General features: G+C 27.6%; 23 protein-coding genes and 1 tRNA gene. 11 read left to right on the plus strand and 13 right to left on the minus strand.

The features are described 5' to 3' along the window. Positions 1-22: 22 nt before the first annotated feature. Complete coding sequence (locus NON08_RS10495) at positions 23-994, minus strand: gluconeogenesis factor YvcK family protein (protein ID WP_256691532.1); 972 nt, start codon at positions 992-994, stop codon at positions 23-25. 109 nt (positions 995-1,103) lie between these two features. On the opposite strand from NON08_RS10495, the gene NON08_RS10500 reads away from it, so the two are divergent. The 3 genes from NON08_RS10500 to NON08_RS10510 are packed head-to-tail and all read left to right on the plus strand — an operon-like array spanning position 1,104 to position 3,320. Then, positions 1,104-2,186 (plus strand): pyridoxal phosphate-dependent aminotransferase, encoded by a 1,083-nt coding sequence (locus NON08_RS10500; protein WP_256691533.1) that lies wholly within the window; start codon positions 1,104-1,106, stop codon positions 2,184-2,186. Between the two features lie 13 nt (positions 2,187-2,199). Further along, the gene (locus tag NON08_RS10505) at positions 2,200-3,051 is read left to right on the plus strand and encodes an outer membrane protein OmpK (protein ID WP_256691534.1); all 852 of its coding nucleotides are present in this window, start codon (positions 2,200-2,202) and stop codon (positions 3,049-3,051) included. 17 nt (positions 3,052-3,068) lie between these two features. Then, positions 3,069-3,320, plus strand: coding sequence for a hypothetical protein (locus NON08_RS10510; RefSeq protein WP_256691535.1), 252 nt, complete (start codon positions 3,069-3,071; stop codon positions 3,318-3,320). Positions 3,321-3,586: 266 nt separating this feature from the next. Here the strand turns inward: NON08_RS10510 and NON08_RS10515 are convergent, their stop codons facing one another. After that, the gene (locus NON08_RS10515; protein ID WP_256691536.1) at positions 3,587-4,981 is read right to left on the minus strand and encodes an aminopeptidase P family protein; all 1,395 of its coding nucleotides are present in this window, start codon (positions 4,979-4,981) and stop codon (positions 3,587-3,589) included. A 359-nt stretch (positions 4,982-5,340) separates the two neighbouring features. Here NON08_RS10515 and nrdD point away from each other — a divergent pair, with 359 nt between their 5' ends. Together nrdD and nrdG are read left to right on the plus strand one after the other, a co-directional pair. Next, positions 5,341-7,530, plus strand: coding sequence for an anaerobic ribonucleoside-triphosphate reductase (nrdD, locus tag NON08_RS10520; protein ID WP_256691537.1), 2,190 nt, complete (start codon positions 5,341-5,343; stop codon positions 7,528-7,530). 19 nt (positions 7,531-7,549) lie between these two features. Next, on the plus strand, positions 7,550-8,059 hold the full coding sequence (gene nrdG, locus NON08_RS10525) for an anaerobic ribonucleoside-triphosphate reductase activating protein (protein ID WP_256691538.1): 510 nt from the start codon (positions 7,550-7,552) through the stop codon (positions 8,057-8,059). 44 nt (positions 8,060-8,103) lie between these two features. On the opposite strand, the gene mglC is transcribed toward nrdG, so the two are convergent. From mglC to mglB, 3 genes are all read right to left on the minus strand, one after another. Beyond that, the gene (gene mglC / locus NON08_RS10530) at positions 8,104-9,114 is read right to left on the minus strand and encodes a galactose/methyl galactoside ABC transporter permease MglC (protein ID WP_023049652.1); all 1,011 of its coding nucleotides are present in this window, start codon (positions 9,112-9,114) and stop codon (positions 8,104-8,106) included. Between the two features lie 16 nt (positions 9,115-9,130). After that, positions 9,131-10,627, minus strand: coding sequence for a galactose/methyl galactoside ABC transporter ATP-binding protein MglA (mglA, locus tag NON08_RS10535; RefSeq protein ID WP_256691539.1), 1,497 nt, complete (start codon positions 10,625-10,627; stop codon positions 9,131-9,133). Positions 10,628-10,688: 61 nt separating this feature from the next. Next, positions 10,689-11,672, minus strand: coding sequence for a galactose/glucose ABC transporter substrate-binding protein MglB (mglB, locus tag NON08_RS10540; protein WP_256691540.1), 984 nt, complete (start codon positions 11,670-11,672; stop codon positions 10,689-10,691). A 184-nt stretch (positions 11,673-11,856) separates the two neighbouring features. Between mglB and NON08_RS10545 the strand changes: the two genes are divergently transcribed. Continuing rightward, positions 11,857-11,933, plus strand: a tRNA-Arg gene (locus NON08_RS10545). Here the strand turns inward: NON08_RS10545 and NON08_RS10550 are convergent. From NON08_RS10550 to NON08_RS10560, 3 genes are all read right to left on the minus strand, one after another. Further along, a complete protein-coding gene (locus NON08_RS10550) occupies positions 11,912-12,718 on the minus strand; it encodes a homocysteine S-methyltransferase family protein (protein WP_256691541.1) in 807 nt (268 codons plus the stop codon). The two genes, NON08_RS10545 and NON08_RS10550, sit on opposite strands and share 22 nt — an antisense overlap. A gap of 32 nt (positions 12,719-12,750) precedes the next feature. Beyond that, complete coding sequence (locus NON08_RS10555) at positions 12,751-13,734, minus strand: DNA-processing protein DprA (protein ID WP_256691542.1); 984 nt, start codon at positions 13,732-13,734, stop codon at positions 12,751-12,753. A gap of 107 nt (positions 13,735-13,841) precedes the next feature. Next, positions 13,842-15,164, minus strand: coding sequence for an MATE family efflux transporter (locus NON08_RS10560; protein WP_256691543.1), 1,323 nt, complete (start codon positions 15,162-15,164; stop codon positions 13,842-13,844). A gap of 149 nt (positions 15,165-15,313) precedes the next feature. On the opposite strand from NON08_RS10560, the gene NON08_RS10565 reads away from it, so the two are divergent. Beyond that, positions 15,314-16,063 (plus strand): glucosaminidase domain-containing protein, encoded by a 750-nt coding sequence (locus NON08_RS10565; protein WP_256691544.1) that lies wholly within the window; start codon positions 15,314-15,316, stop codon positions 16,061-16,063. A 30-nt stretch (positions 16,064-16,093) separates the two neighbouring features. Here the strand turns inward: NON08_RS10565 and NON08_RS10570 are convergent, their stop codons facing one another. Together NON08_RS10570 and NON08_RS10575 are read right to left on the minus strand one after the other, a co-directional pair. Next, on the minus strand, positions 16,094-17,323 hold the full coding sequence (locus NON08_RS10570) for a cation diffusion facilitator family transporter (RefSeq protein WP_256691545.1): 1,230 nt from the start codon (positions 17,321-17,323) through the stop codon (positions 16,094-16,096). Positions 17,324-17,400: 77 nt separating this feature from the next. Further along, complete coding sequence (locus NON08_RS10575; RefSeq protein WP_256691546.1) at positions 17,401-18,582, minus strand: dicarboxylate/amino acid:cation symporter; 1,182 nt, start codon at positions 18,580-18,582, stop codon at positions 17,401-17,403. 162 nt (positions 18,583-18,744) lie between these two features. Between NON08_RS10575 and NON08_RS10580 the strand changes: the two genes are divergently transcribed. Beyond that, a complete protein-coding gene (locus tag NON08_RS10580; RefSeq protein WP_256691547.1) occupies positions 18,745-19,689 on the plus strand; it encodes a potassium channel family protein in 945 nt (314 codons plus the stop codon). Positions 19,690-19,754: 65 nt separating this feature from the next. On the opposite strand, the gene NON08_RS10585 is transcribed toward NON08_RS10580, so the two are convergent. Further along, on the minus strand, positions 19,755-20,261 hold the full coding sequence (locus tag NON08_RS10585) for a hypothetical protein (protein WP_256691548.1): 507 nt from the start codon (positions 20,259-20,261) through the stop codon (positions 19,755-19,757). Between the two features lie 104 nt (positions 20,262-20,365). Here NON08_RS10585 and NON08_RS10590 point away from each other — a divergent pair, with 104 nt between their 5' ends. From NON08_RS10590 to NON08_RS10600, 3 genes are read left to right on the plus strand one after another with little or no spacing between them, the layout of a single operon-like run. Next, a complete protein-coding gene (locus NON08_RS10590) occupies positions 20,366-20,977 on the plus strand; it encodes an ATP-binding cassette domain-containing protein (protein WP_256691549.1) in 612 nt (203 codons plus the stop codon). Continuing rightward, positions 20,977-21,759, plus strand: a complete 783-nt coding sequence (locus NON08_RS10595) for an ABC transporter permease (protein WP_256691551.1) — start codon at positions 20,977-20,979, stop codon at positions 21,757-21,759. The genes NON08_RS10590 and NON08_RS10595 overlap by 1 nt, the downstream gene beginning before the upstream one ends. A gap of 9 nt (positions 21,760-21,768) precedes the next feature. Further along, complete coding sequence (locus NON08_RS10600) at positions 21,769-23,073, plus strand: amino acid permease (RefSeq protein WP_256691552.1); 1,305 nt, start codon at positions 21,769-21,771, stop codon at positions 23,071-23,073. On the opposite strand, the gene thiM is transcribed toward NON08_RS10600, so the two are convergent. After that, positions 23,066-23,893: a hydroxyethylthiazole kinase gene (gene thiM / locus NON08_RS10605; protein ID WP_256691553.1), complete on the minus strand. Its 828-nt coding sequence runs from the start codon at positions 23,891-23,893 to the stop codon at positions 23,066-23,068. The genes NON08_RS10600 and thiM overlap by 8 nt on opposite strands. Further along, positions 23,886-24,692, minus strand: coding sequence for a bifunctional hydroxymethylpyrimidine kinase/phosphomethylpyrimidine kinase (gene thiD, locus NON08_RS10610; RefSeq protein ID WP_256691554.1), 807 nt, complete (start codon positions 24,690-24,692; stop codon positions 23,886-23,888). Before thiD ends, thiM begins: the two co-directional genes overlap by 8 nt. Positions 24,693-24,719 lie beyond the last annotated feature (27 nt).

Below are 24,719 nucleotides of genomic sequence, written 5' to 3' on the forward strand. Positions count from 1 at the left end.
TCTCTCCTCCTATTTTATATATTTATTCCTCATAAAAATTTTCTAAATTGTCTATTTGAGAATATACAACTGCAGCTAATTTATATGATAAATGTCTAACTCTTTTTTCTGAATCAATTTTTATTAAAGGTTCTTTTATAACTTTTACTCTCATTTTTTTTAATCTATTTATATCTAGTTCCACTGGAGTACTTCCTTCTTCTCTATACCTTATCACTATCTCCTCTGGTATTTCAACAGAATTTACAATAACTTTATCAATCATATCAAATCCTACATGCCTATTTATTGACTCTATATGATCTGCAACACTATAATTCTCTGTTTCGCCCATTTGTCCCATAGCATTGCAGATATAAATCTTTTGCGCTTTTGATTTTTTTAAAGCTTCTTGCATATTTTCTAAAAGTAAATTCGGAATAATACTTGTATAAAGACTTCCAATAGAAAAAACAATTAAATCAGCTTCTTCTATTGCTTTAATATTTTCCTTTGGGCTATTTACTTTTCCATCATAAAAAACTCGTTTTATTTTTTCTCCTAAAACTGGTATATCTGATTCACCAAATACAAATCCTCCACTTGTTTTTTCTGCTATTAATTCTATTTTTTCTAAAGTTGCAGGAAGTATTTTCCCATTAATATTAAAAAGTTTTCTAAGTCTTCTTAGCGCAACTTGTACATCTCCTGTTATTTCTGTCATGGCTGTTATCAATAGATTTCCTAATGGATGAGCTCCTATTGAAGAATCCTCTCTAAATCTATACTGAAAAACTTCCTCTATTAAAGGTTCTACATTGCTTAGCGCTATCATCACATTTCTTAAGTCCCCTGGAGCAGGTATATTAAATTCTTTTTTTAAAATTCCACTACTTCCACCACTATCAGCAACAGAAACTATAGCTGTTATATCTATCGGAAAATGCTTCAATCCTCTTAAAACAACAGATAAACCACTTCCCCCTCCTATTACTACTACTTTTGGATTTCTCATAATCTATTCCCCTTTTATTTTTATTATACCTATATTTTATAACATTCTTTTGCAAAAAAAAACTATATTTGTTAAAATAGTTATATATTTTAAATAATGGAGGGGTTTTATGAAAAGTAATCATGGAGCAAATCTTCATCAGCTATCTGAAGAACTTGGTATTAATGAAAATAAAATTATAGATTTTAGTTCAAATATAAATCCTTTTGGCCTTAGTCCTAAAGGGTTAGAGAACTTAAAGAATAATCTTAATTTAGCAACTATCTATCCTGATCCTAATTATACAGATTTAAAAGCTAGTATTTCTGAGTATTGTAAATGTAATCCAGAAAATATTATTTTAGGTAGTGGAGCAACTGAATTAATAACTTCTAGCATAAAAGTTATTAATCCCCAAAATACGTTACTATTAGCTCCTGCATATTCTGAATATGAAAAAGAACTTAAAAATATCAACTCTAAAATCACTAAATTTTTTTATAAAAAAGAGAATAATTTTCAAATAAATATTGATGATATTATAGCTCTTGTTCAGAAGTCTAATTTTGATATGATTATTATTTGTAATCCTAATAACCCCACAGGAACTTTAATTCCTCTTAAAGATATCGAAAAATTATATTTAAATTTTAAAAAACCTATTATGATCGATGAAACGTATATAGAATTCACAGACTTTTCAAAAACTTCTGCTATAAATTTAATTGATATATGTCAAGAAATAATAGTCATAAGGGGTACTTCAAAATTTTTTTCAACCCCAGGTATCAGATTAGGATATGCTATTATTTCAAAAGGAGTTATTTTAGATGCTATGAGTTCTATTCCAAATTTATGGAATATAAATATTTTTGCCGATATTATGGGAGAAGCTATGTTTAAAGACTATGACTTTATACGTATGTGTCATAAAAATTTTAAAGAAAACTTCACTTTACTTTATAATGGTTTAAATAAATTTAAAGACTTTAAAGTTTATAACTCTAATAGTAACTTTATTTTATGTGAAATTCTGAATTCAAAATATAATTCAAATGATCTTTATCATTTTTTATCTAAAAAAGGAATTATCATTAGAAAAGCTGAATCTTTTGATAATTTAAATAATAATTTTTTTAGAGTTTGTGTACTAACAAAAGAAAATATAGATTTTCTATTACAAGAAATTTATAAATTTATACAACAATATTAATCACGGAGGAAAAATGTTAAAAAAAATTTTACTTTTAGGCTCAATTGGTTTATCTACAATATCTTTTGCTAAATATGAGCCTTGGAATTTTACGGTTTTAGAAGCTAGTTTAATTAAGGGAAATGCTCTTCCCAATGGTTGGGGGACCTCACAAAAAGATGTTATTTTTGAAATACAAGGAACTACTCGATATAATCTTTTAGATTTATACTGGTTTGTTGACAGATCTAATATTTTTAAAAGCCGTAGTTTAAGTGACAAAAATGGGGTCGATGACAACTATACGTATGGTGAAATATCTCCTAGACTCTCTATAGATGGATTAATTAACAAAGATCTTTCTATTGGTCCAATATCTGAATGGTTTATTGCTACTCAATTTGATTTCGATAATGTTCATGGAAAGAGCAAATATAATCCTGAAAAAAATGAAGGGCTTCGAAAATATTACGTAGGTATTGGTAACTACATATCAATTCCAGAAATGAAATACTTAAAATTTGATTACTTTAAAACAAATTTATATGCTAGATATGTTGATAAAAATTATGGTAGAAATGAAGATCAATGGGATGGATATCTATTTAATATTGCCTATGGTGGTACTATTTATAAATTTGAAAATGGTATGAGATTTGGATTTAGTGGATGGTTAGATTATGATTTTGGTGCTAAAAATAGTTCTAAAGCAGACATTCAAACTCACGACTCTTTACAATGGCAAAACCAAATTAGATTTTATTTAAATAATAATCTTTCTCTAAGTTATACTTATCAAATAAATAATCATTTCTCTCAAGTTGACCAATACACTTCAAATAAAAATAATGAGTCTTTTGGAATTCATTATGCTATTATGTTCTAAATCTATAGGAGGAATTTATGTTAAAACAGGAACTTTCTTTAATTGGAAAAATTTTAACTTTGGAAGAGTTAAATAACTTTATGATTGAAAATAATTACTATAGTATACACAATGATTTAAGTGAAAAGGAAATTCAAGATTGTCTAAATGAAGGTGTTATCGCTTTTGAAAATAAAACTCAAGATAGCATTGAAGATATTTATACCTATATTGAGTTTGAACTTTCTGATAGAAATAAATTAAAAATAACAAATATATTTGAAATGTAATTTAATCCTCCTCTAACAAGGAGGATTTTTTATAAAATTTTTCAATAAAAAAACTCCTTTTGGGGTAAAAGGAGTTTTTTATAACACGGGGGAGTGTTAAAATAAAAAGATTTAAATAAATTTTTTGGGGGGTATTAAATTTACTTAATCATCGGTTTCAATTAATAATACTATATTCGTACTAAAATGTCAACCATGTTTTTAAATAGATTTATTTTTTTTATACGTTTACCACTACAGAACACAACTGTTCGTATAACAGCTGATTAATTGTTATTTTTTAAAATATCCTCTATTTCATAATAATATTTTGGCATTTTATCCCCTAATCTTCTGTTCCCATTTTCTGTTACTAAAAAATCCCCTTCATATCTCATACCACCAAAATTCAAGTATTTTTTTACTTCTTCATAACTTATATACTCTTTAAATTTTCCTTCTTTCTCCCATCTTTCAATTAATTCTGGAATAAAATAAATTCCTGGTTCAATTGTCAAAACATATCCTGGTTTTAATTCCTTACCCATTCTTAAAGATTTCAATCCAAATTTTGTCTCTCTTTTTGTTTTGTCATCGTAACCAACTCTATTTTCCCCAAAATTTTCCATGTCATGAACATCTAATCCAATCATATGTCCTAATCCATGAGGGAAAAATAAAGCATGGGCTCCTGATTCTACTATCTCCTCTACATTTCCTTTCATGATTCCTCTTTGAATCATACCTTTAGCTAAAACTTTACAAACCTCTAAATGAACATATTTATTTGTAACTCCAGGCTTTGTACATTCCTCTGCTTTATCAAACATTTCTATTAGAAGAGAATAAAAATCTTTTTGGATATCTGAGAACTCTCCTGAAACTGGAAACACCGTTGTCATATCTCCACAATAACCATTATCTAATCTTGCTCCACAATCTAATAAAACTATATCTCCCTCTTTAAAAATATTTTCATGAAAATGATTATGTAAAATTTGACCATTCGTTGTACAAATAGTATGAAAAGAAGTTGTAGCATTGTATTTTTTAGCTGCACACTCTAATAAAGCAACTAATTCATAACCTTTCATTCCTGGTTTTACATTTCTCATAGCTGTTAAATGCATTTCTCTTGTTATATTTGTAGCTTTTTCTAATTCTATAATTTCATAATCAGATTTTAAATTTCTCATTTCAATGATTGCTGCTAATAATTTTTCTGAGAACTCCTTATTTACATCCTCTAATTTTATTCCTAATAAATTAGAAAGTTTTAAAGTATTTTCTATACGATATTGATTTGTAAAATGAATCTTTTGATTGTTTATTTTTGCCTTTTCTAATAGTTTTTCTAATTCTTCATCTTCTAAAAAATTTTCAATTCCCACTTCTTTTGATCTTTCTTTAAATGTTTTTTGTTGTCCCATCCAAACTATATCATCTATTGTAAATTCTTTTCCAAATATATATTCTTTTTCATTATCTATATCTATTACTCCAATTAAATCTGGAGAATTTAATCCGAAGTAATATAAAAATGTAGAATCTTGCACAAAATTATAAGAATTATCCTTATAAGACATTGGTGATTCGGAATTTCCCATAACTATAATTACTCCCTCTTCTACTAACCCTTTTAATTTTTTTCTTCTTGAAACATAAATATCCTTACTAAACATATAAACCCCTCCCTTTATATTGGTATTTTAAAAATACTATATCATATTTTTTTAATCTTTTTTATATATTTTTAAAGTATATAATCTTTAAAATTAAAAAAACACAATATCTTGTGTCATTTTTTTAAAACAAACAATATATATTGTGTTTTTTATTTTTTTCTTTGAATTTTTTTTGCTCGATTTTTTTTTGTTTGATTATTTTTTTAACTTTATTTTACTTTAATAACTCTATCTTTTACTGTCAAATATTTTTTTTTAACCATTTTTTTACTCATTTTTACTTTTTTACAGATTTGTAGAATTAAATAAAAATGTGTATAATAGTTGAAGAAAAAATAAAAAATGGGGTGATTTTTTTGAAGGAAGTTATTAAAAGAGATGGGTCGACTGCAAATTTTGATAAAAATAGAATTGTTAGAGCAATTACTATGGCTTTTAATCAAAAAGAAAAATCAGTTAATATAGAACTTATTGAGAAAATAGCGTCTCAAATTGAAAATCTTGATATTCCTAAGATGCATGTTGAGGAGATTCAGGATATTGTTGTAAAAAAACTTATGGGTTCTTCTGAAAAAGATATTGCACTTTCTTATCAAGAGTACCGTACTATAAAAAATGAATTAAGAAAAAAAGAACAAGTTATATATAAAAAAATCGGTGAATTAATTGATGCTTCAAATGAAGATATGTTAAATGAAAATGCCAATAAAGATGGAAAAACAATCTCAGTTCAAAGAGATTTATTAGCTGGTATTTCATCAAAAGACTATTATTTAAATAGAATTCTTCCAAAACACTTAAAAGAAGCTCATGAAAGTGGAAGAATCCATATTCATGATTTAGACTATCTTCTTTTCAGAGAAACAAATTGTGAGCTAGTTAATATTGAACAAATGTTAAAAGGTGGATGCAATATCGGTAATGCTAAAATGTTAGAACCTAACTCTGTTGAAGTTGCAGTTGGACATATTGTACAAATTATCGCTTCTGTTTCTTCGAATACTTATGGTGGATGCTCTATTCCTTATCTTGATAGAGCTTTAGTTCCATACATTGTTAAAACATTTAAAAAGCATTTTGCTAAGGGATTAAAGTATATAGAAAGATTAACTCAAAATGAAATTGATTCAATTATTTCTGCAACTGATATCAACTACTCTAACGAATCTTTAAAAGCAAAATATCCAAACGCTTTTGATTATACTGTAGACATGACTGAGGAGTCTGTAAAACAGTCCATGCAAGGTTTAGAATATGAAATCAATAGTTTATCTACAGTTAATGGCCAAACTCCTTTTACTACTATAGGAATAGGAACTGAAACATCTTGGGAAGGTAAATTAGTTCAAAAATTTGTATTCAAAACTAGAATGGAAGGATTTGGAGCTAAAAAAGAAACTGCTATATTCCCTAAAATCGTTTATGCTATTTGTGATGGATTAAACTTCAATCCCGAAGATTCAAACTGGGATATATCTCAACTTGCTTTTGAATGTATGACAAAGTCTGTTTATCCCGATATCTTATTCGTTACACCAGAACAAGTTAAAAATGGCACTGTTGTTTATCCTATGGGATGTAGAGCTTTCTTATCTCCTTGGTGGGATGAAAATGGAAATGAAAAATACTCAGGTAGATTTAATATTGGAGCTACTACAATTAACTTACCAAAAATTGCTATAAAAAATAGAGGTAATGAAGCTGGATTCTATAAAGAATTAGATGAAATTTTAAATCTTTGTAAAGAAAACAGTATATTCAGAGCTAAATATTTAGAAAATACTCCTGCAGAAATTGCTCCAATTCTTTGGATGGCTGGTGCTCTTTCTGAGAAACAAGCTAAAGAAACAATCAAAAATTTAATTTGGGGCGGATATGCTACTGTATCTATCGGTTATATTGGTCTTAGCGAAGTTTCTGAACTTATATATGGTAAAAACTTTGCCTTAGATGAAGAATCATACGATAAAACATTTAAAATTTTAGAATATATTTCTAAAAAAGTTAAAGAATTTAAAGATGAAACAAAATTAGGATTTGCTCTTTATTCTACACCTTCTGAATCTCTTTGTGATAGATTTGCTCAAATAGATTTAAAAGAGTTTGGTCCAATTGAAGGAATCACTGATAAAGAGTATTACGATAACTCTTTCCATGTTTCTTCTAAAATCAAAATAAATCCTTTTGAAAAATTAAGATTAGAAGCTCCTGGACATACTTTAGCTGCTGGTGGACATATCAGTTATATTGAAACTGACTCTTTAAAGAAAAATTTAGAAGCTGTATATCAAGTTTTAAAATACGCTCAATCAATTGGAATCCACTACATGGGAATTAATCAACCAGTTGATAAATGTCATGTTTGTAACTTCAATGGAGAATTTTTAGCAACAGAAAGAGGATTTGAATGCCCACAATGTGGAAATCATGACTCTACTAAAATGAATGTTATAAGAAGAGTTTGTGGTTATTTAGCTCAACCTGACTCAAGACCTTTTAACAAAGGAAAGCAAAAAGAGGTTATAAACAGAGTTAAACATATGTAAAAACGATGGGAGATTGATTATGAATTATTCTGGTATTAAATATACAGATATGATAAATGGAGAAGGTATTAGAGTTAGTCTCTTTGTTAGTGGATGCTCTCACTATTGTAAAGATTGTTTTAACTCAGATACATGGGATCCAAACTATGGCTCTCCATTTACTGAAGAAATTGAAAGCGAAATTTTAAATCACTTTAAAAAATACGATAAAAGTATTAAAGGTTTATCATTATTAGGAGGAGATCCTACATACATTACTAATATTGAGCCTCTTATATCTTTTCTAAAAAAGTTTAAAGAAAACTTTCCAACAAAAGATATTTGGATTTGGTCTGGATTCACTTGGGAAACTATTGTTGCTAGTCCTAAACTTTTATCCCTTATTGAATTATGTGATGTCTTAATTGATGGACAATTTTGTATAGAAGAAAAGGATTTAAATTTAAAATGGCGTGGAAGTAAAAATCAAAGAGTTATTAATATAAAAAAAAGTTTAGAGTTAAAAGAAACCATCAAATATATAGATTAAAAAAGAATCTAGAGGCATGCTCCTCTAGATTCTTTTCATTATATCTATTTTTTCTTTACGTATTTTAATGTATCTAATGCAACTGCCATAACTATTATCAATCCTTTTATTATATATTGCCAATATGGATTTACTCCTATAAAAGTTAGTCCATAGTTTATTACAGTAAAAATTATAACCCCTATTAATACTCCTGGAACTGTTCCTACTCCTCCTGAAAACGAAACTCCTCCTACAACACAAGCTGCTATAGCATCCATCTCATACATATTTCCAAGGTTATTTGTAGCACTTCCTACTCTTCCAGCCTCTAACATTCCACCAAAAGCATAGAATATTCCAGATAATGTATAAACTAGCACTAATGTCTTTTTTACATTTACTCCTGATACCTTAGCCGCTTCAGGATTTCCTCCTACTGCAAACAAATTTTTTCCAAAAGTTGTTTTATTCCATAAAATCCATATAAACAATACTGCTAATGCTGCATAAATAATCAGATAGTTAAATCTAAATCCTGCTATTGTAAAATAGCCTTGAGCAAAATTAGTAAAACTCTTTGAGAATCCTGCTATTGGTGAAGCTCCAACATAATCATAATATAAAGAGTTTGCACCATAAATTATAATCATCGAACCTAGCGTTGCAACAAATGGAGTTACATTTAAGTATGCTACAACAAATCCATTTAAAAATCCAACAAATGCTCCTATAATTCCTATTATAACTATAACAGCTGGAATTGGTAATGTATCTAAATTAGGAAATACTTTATTTACATTAGTCATTGCCTGTAATAGTGTCGCCGAAATTACTGCTGATAATCCTACTTGTCTTCCTACAGATAAGTCTGTTCCTTGAGTAACTATTATTCCAGCTACTCCTAAAGCTAATATTGTTCTAACTGATGATTGAGTTAATATATTTCTCATATTTCTAAAACTTAGAAAAGATGGTTCTTTTATAATTATTCCTGCTATAAGTATCAACAATACTAAATATAACCCTCCATCCAATAGAAGTTTTTTTGTATCTTTACCTTTAAAAAATTCCATTTTGTCCTCCCCTAACTTATAAATATAATGATGCTAATTTTAAAATCTCTTCTTGACTTGTTTCATGAGTATTTACAATTCCAGCTACTCTTCCATTACTCATAACTAATATTCTATCTGTAACCCCTAAAAGCTCTGGCATTTCAGAAGAAATCATAATTATTCCTTTTCCTTTATTTGCCAAGTCTAGCATTAACTGATAAATTTCATATTTAGCCCCTACATCTATACCTCTTGTTGGTTCATCTAACATCAGTATATCCGGACTAGTTAAAAGCCATCTTCCTATTATTACTTTTTGTTGATTTCCACCTGATAAATTCCCAATAGGAGTTTTTTGGTTTGGCGTTTTTACTCTCATTGAATCAATAACCCATTTCGTATCTCCATACATTTTAGAAGAGTTCAAAATTTTATTTTTCCCTTCATAATTAGTCATATTAGATATTAAAGAATTAAATTCAATATTTAACTGAGGAAAAATACCTGTAGCTCTTCTCTCCTCTGTTACAAGTGCAAAACCATTTTTTATAGCTTCTAAACTAGTTTTATTTTCTATTTCTTTTCCATTTATTATTACTTTTCCACTTTCTCTTTCTCTAATTCCAAATATAGTTTCAACTATATCTGTTCTTTTAGATCCAACTAATCCTGCTACTCCAAGGATTTCTCCTTTTTTCAATTCAAATGTTATATCTTTTATAGATGGTTGATTTTTAGCTGTTAAGTTTTCTACTTGAAGTACCACTTCTTGAGGAATATTTGTTTTTTCAGGAAATCTTTGAGTTAAAGATCTTCCAACCATCATACTTATTATCTCATCAGTTGATAATCCTTCTAAACTAGTTGTAGTAACCCATTGTCCATCTCTTAGTATTGTTATATCATCACAAATCTCTTTTATTTCTTCCATTTTATGTGATATATATACAACACCACAACCTCTATCTGTAAGCTTTTTGATAATCTTAAAAAGATGTCCAACTTCCTTTTCTGTTAGAGAGGATGTAGGCTCATCCATTACTATTATTTTAGAATTATATGAAAAGGCCTTTGCTATCTCAACCATTTGCATCTGTGATACAGATAATGTTGAAACTTTCGCTTTTGGATCTACATCAATTTCCAACTCTTTAAATATTTTCTTTGTATCTTCATACATCTTTTTATGATCTACAAATATTCCTTTTAAAGGATACCTCCCTAACCAAACATTGTCCATTACAGTTCTTTGTAAAACTTGATTTAGTTCTTGGTGAACCATTGATACACCATTTTCTAAAGCATCTTTAGCTGAAATAAAATTAACTTCTTTTCCATCTAAGAAAACTTTCCCTTCATCTCTTGAATAAATTCCAAATAAACATTTCATTAAAGTTGACTTCCCAGCTCCATTTTCTCCCATTAAAGCATGAACTGTATGAGGTCTTATTTTTAAATTTACCTTATCTAGAGCTTTTACTCCGGGAAAAGACTTTGATACTTCTGTCATTTCTAGTAAATATTTTTCCATACCCACTCCTTAAAATCTAAATATTTTATAAAGAAAGGGAGGCTCATACCTCCCCTACACACTACTTTTTAAAATCTTTTAAATTGTCTTTATCTACTCCTACATAAGGTACTCTTAATATTTTATCTTTTAATTCCCACTTTGTTCCTTCCGTAGGTTTTTTTCCTTCAGCTAAATTTTTTGCAATTTCGTATGTTGCTTGACCTTGGTTCATTCCATCATTAAGTACTGTTCCTGCAACATCTCCATTTTCAACCATAACCAAAACTTCAGCTAAAGCGTCTACTCCAAATACAGGAGTTTTTGCTTTTCCATTAGCTTTTAATGCTTCAACAGCTCCCATTGCCATTCCATCATTATTTGCAATTACAACCTCTATTTTTTCGCCATTTGGACCTGATAACCATGCTTCCATCTTATCTTTTGCCATAGCAGCATCCCACATTCCAGTATCCATATGTAATTCTTGTGTTTTTATTCCTTTTTCATTTAAAGTTTGTGTTACATATGTTGTTCTAGCTTCTGCGTCTGGATGTCCAGGCTCTCCTTTTAAAAGAACGTATTGTAATACTCCATCTTTATTTAAGTCCCAAGCTGGATTTGCTGCCCAATGTTTAGCTATTACTTCCCCTTGAATAACTCCTGATTCTTTTGAATCTGTTCCTACATAGTAAGCTTTATCATAGCTTTCCATATCCGCTTTAGACGGTTCTTTATTATAAAATACAACTGGAATATCTTCAGCTTTAGCTTTTTGGATTATTGTTGAAGCTGCTGCTGGGTCAACTAAGTTAATTGCTAATGCATCTACCCCTTTAGCAATTAAAACGTCTACTTGGTCATTTTGCTTAGATTGGTCATTTTGTGAATCATTCATTAAAACTTCAACATTTTTATCGTTCTTTGCTACCTCTTCAATTCTTTGTCTAACTGTCGACATAAAATTATCATCATAACGATAAACTGTCACTCCAATTTTTGTTGGTGCTGCTGATGCCATTGTCGTAAGAGCTAATGCTCCTAATAAAACCGAAACTCTTTTCATAAAACCCCTCCAAAATTGTAATTATATGAAACATATTGTTAATTATACAGGATGATTAAAACTAATGTCAAGCACATAAAAAAACTAACACCATACTTTTTTTCCTAAGTAAAAAAAGTAAGTGTTAGTTTATTATTTTGGATTGACTTTTTTGTTTTTATATGTTACATTCAAAATACAAAGTGTATCTGTAGCTCAGTTGGATAGAGCAACTCCCTCCTAAGGAGTAGGTCATGAGTTCAACTCTCGTCAGGTACACCATTTTTATTTTCCAAAGATTCTATAACTCCCTTCAATCTTTTTATATGATTAAAATCAGTTCCACAACAACCACCAACAATGTCTACTATATTTTCATTTATTAATTTAGTTATATTTCCTAAAAATTTTTGGACATCGCCATCTGAATTTGGATGAAAAGATATTTTTAAATTTGTATCTCGCTTTAATTTTTTTAAAATTTTAAAAATATCTTGAGAAAACTCTGAACAATTAATTCCTAAAGACATTACATCTGTACTTAAAAACTTTTTATAAATATTTAAAATATTTTCACCAGAATAAATATTACCCTCTCCATTCACCGCAAATGACAACATTATAGGTTTATTAATTTTTTTTAAACATAATCTTCTTCTTAATAACCCAAGTGTTTCCAATCCTTTCTGCATATCATATATAGTTTCAATCATGATTATATCTACACCACTATCTATAATTCCATCTATTTGATCTATATCTCCAATGCAAAGAGTTCCTATACTTTTCTTTTTATATTTTTTAGAAATTTCTTTACAAAGCTTTCCTCCTAAAACTGCATATTTATATGCTTCTTTAGGATTTTCACCATAATTTTCCAAAGCTTTTCTAGAACAATTAAATGTATTTGCTTTTAAATAATCCGCTCCAACTTCACTATACTTTTTATGAATCTCTAGAATAATTTCTGGATTGGTCAAATTTACTTTTTCTTTACATTTTTCTTGATTTTTATATATATTAGATATAGTTGTTCCCATAGCTCCATCTAATAATTCAATTTTCATAATTCCTCCTTATACTTTTACTTTATTATATCTTAAGAAAATTCAAAAGTAAAAAGAGTATTTGGCTTACTTGTTAAAGTTTTTATTAAATTAATATCTGAATATGAACTTATAAAAGTTACTTTAGTTATATTTCTCATATTAAACATAGTATGATTTATTTTAATATTTCTTACATATACTCTTCTTTTCTCTAAAAAGGCAGCTTTCAATGTTGTTATAGTTCCACCTTTTTTTCCACTTTCCAAAACTAGTAATTCATTTGTCAGATAGGCTTGTAATCTATTTCTTCGAAGAAGAAATACGCCTTTAACTCCTAAGCTAGGTGGTATTTCAGATATTAAAACTCCTCCTTTCCTTACTATTTCTTGAGCTAAACCATAATTTTCTTTCGGGTAAATTTCAGTTCCTAACCCTTGGCCTAATACAGCTATATTTTTTATACCATATTCTAAAGTTATTTTATGACCAATAGTATCACATCCCAAAGCCAAGCCACTTATATTGTATTTTAATTCATTTTTTAAATCTTTTATTAACATTTCAGTAAATTGAACTACCCCTTCTTCTTGTGGATTTCTAGTCCCTACAATAGATATAGAGCTATTAAGTTCATGAATTTCTAATTTATTTCCTTTACAATACAATACAAACGGAGGATTTTTACATTCTCTTAATTTATTAGGATAGCCTGGACAAAAATATGTAATTACATCTATTTCATTTTCTACCATAACTTTTTTTTCATTTTCTATTTGATTTTTTAAATTTTTCATAAGTTTAAAATCTCCGAAAAAATTCTTTATTTTTTCTTTTTCTACTCCTTCTTTTAATACCTCTATTATTTCTAAAACTTTTTTATAATCTTCTTTAAAAACATTAATGCCCATCTCACTTGAATTTTTAAAAACTTTAAATAAAAAGTCAGGTGAAAAAGCTAAAATCTCAATTTTTCCAATATTTACAACCATCGAATTCATCATAGACCATAGCATCATATCTTCTTTTGAATACATAACTTCCTCGCCTCCATAATCTCTATTTTAATAGTAGATACTTTTATTTTATATAATTACCTTTATTTAAATTTATAAAAATAAAAAAACGGATTAATTAATCCGTTTTATACAAAACTTTTATTCATCCATTTTTTTGTTTTCCAACGCCATAACATAGCAAATCCTCTTATCCATTCATCTGTTCCATTAGCAATCCATATTCCTGCCAATGCCATTTCCAACCTTATACCTAACAACCAAGATAATGGTGCTGCTACTCCTAACATCACAAAACATCCCATTGCCATTGGAAATTTTATATCTCCTGCTGCATGCAAAGCATTTATAACAACAATATTAAAAGTTCTACCAGTCTCTATAAAAATCAACCAAGGGAATACCTTAGCAGTAGCCTTTACAACTTCCATATCTTTAGTAAATAATTCCATTATTTTAAATCTAAATATATAAACTAGAATCGATACTAGTGTTGCTGCCATAAAAGATAATGTTAGGCTCTTCATACATTGATTATAAGCCTTTTCTTTATCTCCTGCCCCTACAAGCTGTCCAACTTGAATAGCTGTTCCATGCCCTAATGCAATTGAAAAAATCATAATAAAGGACGACACTAATGCCAAATATGTTCTTGCCGTTATCTCTATTGTTCCCATAGTATTAACCATAGCCAATATTATAACTTGTGTTAAACTCCAAGTTAAGTGTTCTCCTGCTGTAGGTATTCCAATAGATAAAATTTTCTTTACTTTTTCTAAAGTAAATTTATTTAAATCTTCCATTTTAAATTTACAATAATTTGTCATAACTATCAAGGATATTATTGCACCTATAAATCTTGAAAAAACTGTTGATAAGCCAACTCCAGTGACTCCTAGAATAGGAGCTCCCAACCATCCAAAAATAAACATTCCATTACCTAATATGTTCAATAAATTAACTCCAACATTTATAAATAACATCGGTTTAGTATTTCCATAACTTTTTAAAATTGCACCATTAGTTAAAGATATCGCTTGAAAAACACAAAGACCTCCAACTAATTTAAAATAATCCATTCCTATTTCTCGTAAATTTAATGGTAATTTTATTTTTATTAAAATCCATTCCCATCCAATAAAATATATAAATCCTAAAACAATCCCTATAAAAAGATTCATCAATAAAGACGCTGCTATTACCTCTTTTGTGGATTTATGATTTTTTGCACCTATAAATTGTGCCATAAGTATTGTCGTTCCTAAACATATAAAACTAAGAATGGTATTTTGAATTAACAAAACTTGACTCATTCCACCAACCGATCCAACTGCCTTATCGCTAAATCTTCCAAGCATAATTGTATCAACATTTCCTACAACAGTAACCAATAATAATTCTAAAAATATTGGAATAGTTATAGAAAACAATGATTTTTTTTGTTCTAACATCTTTGTCCTCTCCTGCTTTTATTTTATTATTTATATCGTTTTATTATACTACACCTTTTGTATTGTGTAAATTTTTTATTGATTTTTAACATATCTTAATGTATAATCTAACGTATATAAAAAATATAACTATTGATAAAGGAGAAGTTATGGTAAAAAAATTTGTTATTAGTATGCTAATTTTTTTCCTTTATTCATCTTTTACATTCTCTATTAATGTGGATTTTCATATTCCTCATGAAATTAAATACGAAACTATAGAAGTTAAAACATTGAGAGATTTAGAGAATAAACCTACTGAAAATCACGTTTACTCTTTAGATGGATTAGACTTAAAAAAATTAAGTATACGTAATCGAAAAGAAGTTTTTATTTCAATGCTCCTGCCTAGTATTGAAATAGTTAATAAGGAAATTGATAGAGATATATCTATTATAAATGCCTTATCTAGAAAAAATTCTCATACTTCTGAGGAAAAAAAAGAATTAGATAGAATTTTTAAAGCTTATAAAGTTTCAGCATATAATTGGTCTGAACTAAAAAAAAGAATGATAAAATATCCTACTTCACTTATTCTTTCGCAAGCTGCAATTGAAAGTGGTTGGGGAACATCAAAAGTTTTTAGAGAGAAAAATAATCTTTTTGGTATGAATGCCTATAAACATACAAACCGTACTTATAAAGAGTATGATTCTATTAAAGACTCTGTTAAAGATTTTGTTCTAACTCTTTCTAGAGTTAATGCATATAAGTCTCTTAGAACTAAGGTTCATGCTGGTGAACCACCTGAAAAAATCGCATCCGGATTAACTAATTATTCAGAGTTGAAAGGTGCTTATATAAAAAAAGTTCAAACAATGTTAAGACATAATAATTTTGAAAAATATGACGATGTATAAAAAAACCTACTTTTAATTAAGTAGGTTTTTTTAATCCAATAAACAATCTAAATGAATTGTTATACTTTTAACTAATGGAAAATCCTCTTTTATAGAATTTTCTAAATCGTCAGATATTTTATGAGCTTTATAAACACTCATATCTTTTGGAACTCTAATATGGAACTCTAAAAATATTTTATCACCTGATTTTCTCATCATTATATCATGAACATTTTTTATATCTGTATTTTCGTAAATATATTTTTTTATATCTGTCACAAATTCTACATCTTGTTTATCTAAAATTGTATCTGTAGTTTCTAAAATTACACTAACCCCTTCTTTAAATATTAAAATAGCAACTAATATACTTATCAACAAATCAAATATCGGATTTATATATATAGATAACAAAATTCCAAGTACAACACCTAAAGAAGCAAAAATATCATTTCTGCTATCTTTAGCATCTGCTATCAATGCACTATTTTCTGTTTCTAATCCTACCCTTATTTTTTGCCTATACATAAAGTATTTAACTACTGATGAAAATAAAGCAAAATATACCGTTAGCATTTCTGGAACTTCTCTTTTTTCTCCTGAAAATAGAATTTCAACGCCTCCTTTTCCAAGTTCAAAAGCAGTAAGAATCATAAAAATTCCCATTATAACTCCTATTACACTTTCTATTTTCTCATGTCCAAAAGGATGATCTTCATCTTCTGGAATATTACTAAAATGAATTCCTAGTAAAATTCCACTTGAAGTTACTACATCTGACAACGAGTTAAATCCATCTGCTAATAAAGCTCTAGATTTTCCTATATATCCAAAACTAATTTTAGTTGTAGCTAAAACTATATTCCAGAATATTGAAGCTATTACAGTTTTTTGCCCTTCTTTTTTTCTTAAATTTTTATTTTCTACATCTTCAATTATAAACTCGCCATTTTCCATTTTTTTAAATCCTGTTTTCAATAAAAATCCAGAAAGAAAATCTTTATTTTCTACAATCAAGCTTCCCTTTTTTATTTTCTTGTTAATTATAAAAGATAATAATTTTCTACCATATGATTTAAATCTCTCATCTTTTTTTACGAAAATTCTTTTTAATCTGTAGCTATTCAAATTTTTTTCTAATACAGCATAAGCAACAATCTCATTCTTAATTTCTAATGTTACATAAATCCCATTTTCATATAAAAAAAACTCTTTATCCAACTGCTCAACTTCATTTATTTTACTCTTTATTTCTTCAAAAGAATAACTCTTATACATCTTCTCCTCCACAAAATAGTAATTAGAATATTATATAAAAAAAACTCTCCTTTTACAAGTAAGGAGAGTTTTTTATTTTAATTTTGTTTTTGTAAAGCTTTATCTTTTTTAAAGATTCCATTTAGTATCAATGCTAACGCTCCATCTCCAACAACATTACATGCAGTTCCAAAACTATCCTGCAAAGCAAATATTGTAAGCATCAATGCAATTCCAGTATCATCAAAACCTAAAACAGATGATATTATTCCAAGAGAAGCCATAACTGTTCCACCAGGAACTCCAGGTGCTCCTATCGCAAATATTCCTAATAAAACTACAAATAAAACCATTGTTCCTACCGAAGGCAGAGTTCCATATAAAACTTGAGATACTGTCATTACGAAAAATACCTCTGTTAACACAGAACCACATAAATGAACAGTTGCTCCTAAAGGAATTGCAAAATTAGCAATATCTTCATCTAGTGCTTGAGATTTTTTAGCACAAGAAAGAGCCACTGGTAAAGTTGCTGCTGAAGACATAGTCCCAACTGCAGTTAAATACGCTGGACCATAAGCTTTTAAAAGAGTTAATGGATTTTGCTTAGAAACTGCACCTCCTATACTATAAAGTATAGACAACCAAATAAAGTGTCCTACTAAAACAATTATAACAACTTTTAAGAAAACAGGTAATTGTTTTGTTATACTACCTTCATAAGCTAATGTTGCAAAAGTTGATGTTATAAAAAATGGTAGTATTGGTATTATTATTCTATATACAATTGATAAAATTACATTATTAAACTCATCTAATGCTGCCTCTAATTTTTTTGAGTTTGTCCAAACAATAGCTAATCCTAAAAACAATGCTAACACTAAAGCTGACATTACTGATAAAACAGGTGGAATATTTAATTTAAATAACATTGGCGGCAATGTTTTTAAACCATGAGCTACCGTTAAAATATTAAGCATAGGAATTATCATATATCCTGAAAGCATTGAAAATATCGCAGCACCCAAAGATGACAAATACGCTAATATTAGCATTGCTATAAGCATTTTACTTGCATTTGATTTCATTTTTGTTATAGCTGGTGCTATAAAACCTAAAATAATAAGTGGTACTGTAAAAGAAATTATTTGTCCTAGTATAAACTTTATAGTCTGTATTATACCTATTACAGACTCACTAGAAAATAAACCAATAATTAAACCTGCGATAACTCCAAATATCAATTTTAATATTAAGTTATCTTTTTTTTCATTTGACATTTTTTGTCCCCCTTTGAATTAATTTGTTAAGTTTCATTACTTCCTAAGTTTATTCCTGTTTAACATTTTTGTCAAATATTTTTATTTGTTCTTTTAAAGGAAATTAAATTTCTTTCAGTAAGTTTTCAGTAGAAAATGTTTTTTTGGGAGGATACACAAATTATGATAAACTATAAAACTTTTTTCACAAAATTAATAAATTACCTTAAAACCTTTAAAAATATCAAGAGTTTAAATGATTTAAAAAAAGAGCAAATAAGAACTTTCTCTTTAATACTTTCTATTTTATTTACAGCATGGGAACTTTATACTTCAAATACAATAAATAGCTCTAGACAATTTATTGTTAGTAGTTTTATTATGGTTATTTCAATGTTTTTTATTATTTATCCTTTTGCTTATTTTTTCAGATCTAAATTTAAAAAATTTTTAAGTAATCATGCTATTTTCTCTATCTTCTTAATTTTGTATTTTATACTATTAATTCCAATTTTAGGAGGAATAGATTATATTTTTCTAAACATTTTTTTAGGAAGCTTTATTATAAAGTTTCTACATATTATATCAATATTAGTTTCTATGTCATTAATAATGATTATAGTTTCAAAACAATTTATTATGTTAATAAATAAAAAACGACAAATAAAAGGTTTAGATATATTAACTACTTTTTTAACTTATATTACCTTAGGTTTAGCTTTTGGATCATTTTATTATATTTTAAATTTAATGGCTCAAAACAATCTTTTTATAGGAGTAGATAAACCTTCTATTTTTAACTTAGAAAATTTTTTAAATTACTTATATATAAGTCTTGGTAGTTTAACTACTGTTGGATCAGGTAGCATATCACCATTAAATGCTTACATTAGATTACTTTGTGTTTTAGAAACTATATTAGGAATATTTTTAACTAGTTTTTCTTTAGGTTTTATTTTCTCGGCTCTTGGAGCTACTTTACCTTCTCCTCAAGATGATAGTTTAGAAAGTAATAGTACAGAAGTAAATGTTCCTACTAAAAATTTTCCTTTATTTTGGGGAACTATTAATTTTATAAAAAAAATTAAAGCTGATTTAAACGAAGTTGAAAATCCTTCTAAACTTTAGATATTACAGTGTAAAATAAAAATTCAGTCTAATAAAATAGACTGAATTTTTATTTATAATATTTTTTATTTTTTTAGTATCACATTGATATACTCATTTTTATTTTCTACCTCTAAAATATCAAAATCAGTAAATCCTACTAAATCAACAAGTTCTTTCTCTGTGAAACATGTATGCCATTTTCCTTCTTTAAAAAAATCTTGCTCTCCAAACCTAAAAGAAAGATATATTAATCCTTTTTCAACTAAAACTTGATAAAATCTATTCAAAACATAATATAAATCTAAACGATCTAAATGTAAAAGTGTATCCAAAGCCCAAATTCCTATAAACCGCTCTTTTTCTCTTAAACTTTTCATGAGTTTTATTACACTATCTTTTGCAATAATATCAAAATTTTCATCATCATTTTTATATTCTATTTTTAAATGCTCTATATTATGGCCTTTTTCTAAAAAAAACTTATTTATTATCTCTTCCTTAGGTTTTAATGACAGTATTTTTCCATGTTTTAACAGTTTTTTTTCAAAATTTTTTACATCCTCTAATCTAATATTCGTCCCATCATACAAACAACCTCCTTATCTTTAACTCTCCCTATTTTTATATACAAATTTATTGTGGTCTTTCCTTGATTTATATGATAAAATCCCTATAAAGTTTTAAGGAGGACTGTATGATTATATTCCAAAATATTAGTATTAAGTTTAATAATAAAATTATTTTAGAAAATTTTAATTTAAATATAAAAAAAGGCGAAAAAATTCTTATTTCTGGTGCTTCTGGTAAAGGAAAAACCACGCTTCTAAAAACACTACTAGGTTTTACTCTTCCTAACTCTGGAAATATCTTCGTTGATAATATAAAATTAAACGAAAAAAATATTAATAATATTAGAAGCAAAATTGCTTATATGCCTCAATCTACACCTTTTTTAAATACAAAGGTTGAAAAATTAATAAATACTATTTTTAATTATAAACAAAATTTAAATATCAATTTTGAAATGGTTAAACTCATTAAAATTTTAAAGGAATTTGATCTAGATTCAAGTATTTTATCTAAAGATATAACTCAGCTTTCTGGAGGTGAAAAACAACGTTTGGCTTTTGTTATTCTTATTTTATTAGATAGAAAAATATGGATCTTAGATGAAATCACTTCTTCTCTAGATCAAGATATGAAACAAAAAGTTACTAACTATATATTAAAAACTGATAAAACGGTTCTCCTGGTTTCTCATGATAAAACAGAATCTTTAAATAATTTTAGGACGGTGATTCTTTAATGGCACAAGATATATTTCTACCTAATCTACTTTATTTTGCTATTTTTTTAATCCCTATCTTCTTTATTATGAGTTATCTTGAAATAAATATGATTTCTAATGTTATAAAATCTATTCTTAGAATGTTTATCCAACTTATGTTAGTCGGTGTTTATCTACATTATATTTTAACACTCAATAATTCATGGATTAATTTAGTGTATTTGGCTCTTATGACTTTCGCATGTACTTTTACAATTGTGAGAGACGTTAAAATAAGAGATGGTAAATTTTATATAATTGTTGCTGTATCTACTATTATTCCTTTAATCCTTAATATGTTTATATTTTCAGAGCTTTTACTACATTTAAAAAATCCTCTTGATGCATTATATTTAATACCAATCTCTGGTATGATTTTAGGAAATACCTTAAATGGAATGATTGTAACTATAAATGACTTTTTAAATAATTTAAAACTTAACGAAGAAAGATATCTTCTATCTTTATCATTTGGAGCTACTAAATTTGAAGCACTAAAGCCTTTTATAGCAAATGCCATAACTTTAGCTTTTAAACCTTCTGTTGCTACTATGGCAAATGTTGGATTAGTTTCTCTTCCTGGTATGATGACTGGTCAAATTTTAGGGGGATCCCTACCTATTATTGCTATAAAATATCAAATTGCTATAATGATTGCTCTTTTTGTATGCAGATTTTTATCTTCTTTTATTTTACTTTATTTTTGTTCATTATATTTTTTTAATAAATACTCAATATTTACATTAAAAATTAAAGAATAGGTGATATTTATGGCTGAGAAAAAAGAGTTCGGTTTATTTGGACTTATTGGTGTTGTAATTGGCTCTGTTATTGGTGGTGGAATTTTTAATATCTCAAAAGAAATTGCAAAAACATCTTCTATTGGTGCAGCTTTAATTGGTTGGACTATATCTGCATTAGGTGTATTTTTCATAATAAAAATCTACCAAAGACTTCTTTTAAAAAAATCGGATTTAAATAATGGAATATATGAATATGCTCGTATTGGCTTCGGACCTTTAGCTGGATTTTTTTCCGCTTGGGGATATTGGTTAGCTTGCGTTGTTAGTAATGCTAGTTACCCTGTTCTTATAGTACAAACATTAAGCTATTTTTTTCCATCTATTGTAGGAGTGAAAACACCCCAAGGATTTATTTTAGGTACATTTCTTCTTTGGCTAATTTCATATATTATTATGAAAGGAATTAAAACTTATAATTTTTTTAATTTTTTAGCTACTTTCGGAAAAATTTCAGCAATTATTATGTCTATTTGCTTTATGTTTATTTTTTTTAAGTATAAAATATTTTCTTTTGATTTTTTGGGAACTTTAAATTATAAAGGTGATCTTTTCACACAAATTAAAGGTTGTATGCTTCAAACCTTATGGGCTTTAATAGGAGTTGAAGGTGCGGTCGTTATCTCAGGAAGAGCAAAAAATAAAAATGATGTTAGTCAAGCTACTTTTATTGGTTACTTTATAGCACTTTTTTTATATATTTTTATAGTTGTGCTTAGCTATGGAATACTTCCTGCAGAGAAACTCCAAAATTTAAAAGATCCTGCTTTAGCCTATATTTTAGAAGCCATTATTGGCAAATGGGGTGCAATTTTTATTAATATTTCTGTTTTAATTTCTATATTCGGAGCTTGGATTACATGGACTATTATAGCTGCTGAAATTCCATATAATATATCTATGGATAATCTATTTCCAAGTTTTTTAAAAAAATTAAATGTTAATGGTGCCGCTAGTAATGCCCTAATTTTCAATGCTTTCATTAAGCAGCTTGCTTTTATGGTGTCTCTTTTTTCAAGCAATGTATATCTTATAATTACAAATTCTGCTGCTGCACTAATGCTTTTACCTTATATTTTTTCTATCTTATTTTTATTAAAAATTTCATCATTTAAAAGTGAGAAAAAATATATTCTATATGGAACTTTAGCTATATTTTATTGTTTTTGGATGGTGTATGCTGCTGGAGAAAAATATATTATTCAAACACTTCTTATCTACTTAACAGGTTTACCACTTTATTTATATAAAAAGTATGAATCCTCTACTAAATAGTAGAGGATATTTTTTCATTTTTTCTTATTATCTCCTCAGTTAGATTAGATATATTATCCATTATATTAACTTTTAAACTTCCTGTTCCTATAAAGTTTTTTTCTGCTAATTCTCCAGCTATTCCCATTGATAATACTCCACCTACTGCACTAACTAATGAGTTATTTTTTCCACCTAAAAATGCTCCTATTAAAGATGAAATCATACACCCTGTTCCTGTAACCAGTTCCATTTTTTTATGACCATTCATTACTTTAAAAACTATTTCTTGATTTCCAATATAATCAATTTCTCCAGTTATAGCTATAACTGAATTAAATTTTTTAGCTGCAAGCTTTACTAACTTTTCTCCACTGTCATCCTTTTCTAAAGAATCTACTCCCCTACTTAAAGAGTCTATATTTAAAATTGACTTTATTTCAGCCATATTTCCTTTTATTACTGTAAATTTTATCTCTTTTAATAATGCATTTACAAGATTTTTTCTGGCCTTTGTGGCTCCTACCCCCACTGGGTCTAAAATAATTGGTTTTTTTAACTTATTAGCAATTTTTCCAACCTCCACTGCCATTGTCTCCATACTTTTATCCATAGTTCCTATATTTAAAACTATACTTGATGAAAATTCAATTATTTCTTCAATCTCTTCTATGCAAAACGACATTAATGGTGAACCTCCAATAGCTAAGGTTATATTAGCACAATCATTTATAGTTACTGTATTAGTTAAATGATAAACCAATGGTGTTTTCTCCTTAATATTTTTTAAAGCTAATACAACCTCATCAACTAACTCCTCTTTCATGATATTCTTATTCAAAATCAACACCAGCCTTTTTATAAATATCTACAAAATGTCCTACTGGTCCTACTCCCTCTCCTATAGAAAAAGAGTTTTTTATTGCATCTGTTATGTATCTTTTTCCTATTTTTACTGATTTCTCGATAGAATAACCCTTTCCTATATAAGAAGCTATCGTTGAAGATAATGTACACCCTGTACCATGGGTATTTTTTGTTTCAAACCTCTCACCCAAAAGTTTAATAATCTCATTCTCTTCTGTTAAAAGTATATCTGTACAGTTATCCTCTCTATGTCCACCTTTTATCAAAACATTTTTAGTACCTAATTTTTTTATTTTTTTAGCCGCTAAAATCATCTCTTCTTCAGATTCTATTTTCATATTTGCTAAAATTTCTGCTTCTGGAATATTTGGTGTTACTAGAGTTCCAATTTTTAAAAATTCTTTTAACGCTTCTATTGCTTCCTCTTTTAAAAGATAGTAACCACTTTTAGAAACCATAACTGGATCTATAACTATATTTTTTCCATTGACATTTTTTAAAGTTTCATAAACAACTTTTATAATTTCACTACTAGATAACATTCCTATTTTAACTGAACTTATCTCTATATCTTCATATAAAACTTCTATCTGTTTTTTTATAATATTCAAGTCCACCTCTTGAACTGCAAAAACTCCCATACTATTTTGTGCTGTAATTGCAGTTATGACACTCATTCCATATACACCTTGAGCACTCATAGCTTTTAAATCTGCCTGAATTCCTGCACCACCACACGAATCAGATCCTGCTATAGTTAAAACTTTTTTCATTTTTTACCTCCTAGAATTTTTGCATAA

The organism is Cetobacterium sp. NK01, assembly GCF_024506395.1.
Taxonomy (GTDB): domain Bacteria; phylum Fusobacteriota; class Fusobacteriia; order Fusobacteriales; family Fusobacteriaceae; genus Cetobacterium_A; species Cetobacterium_A somerae_A.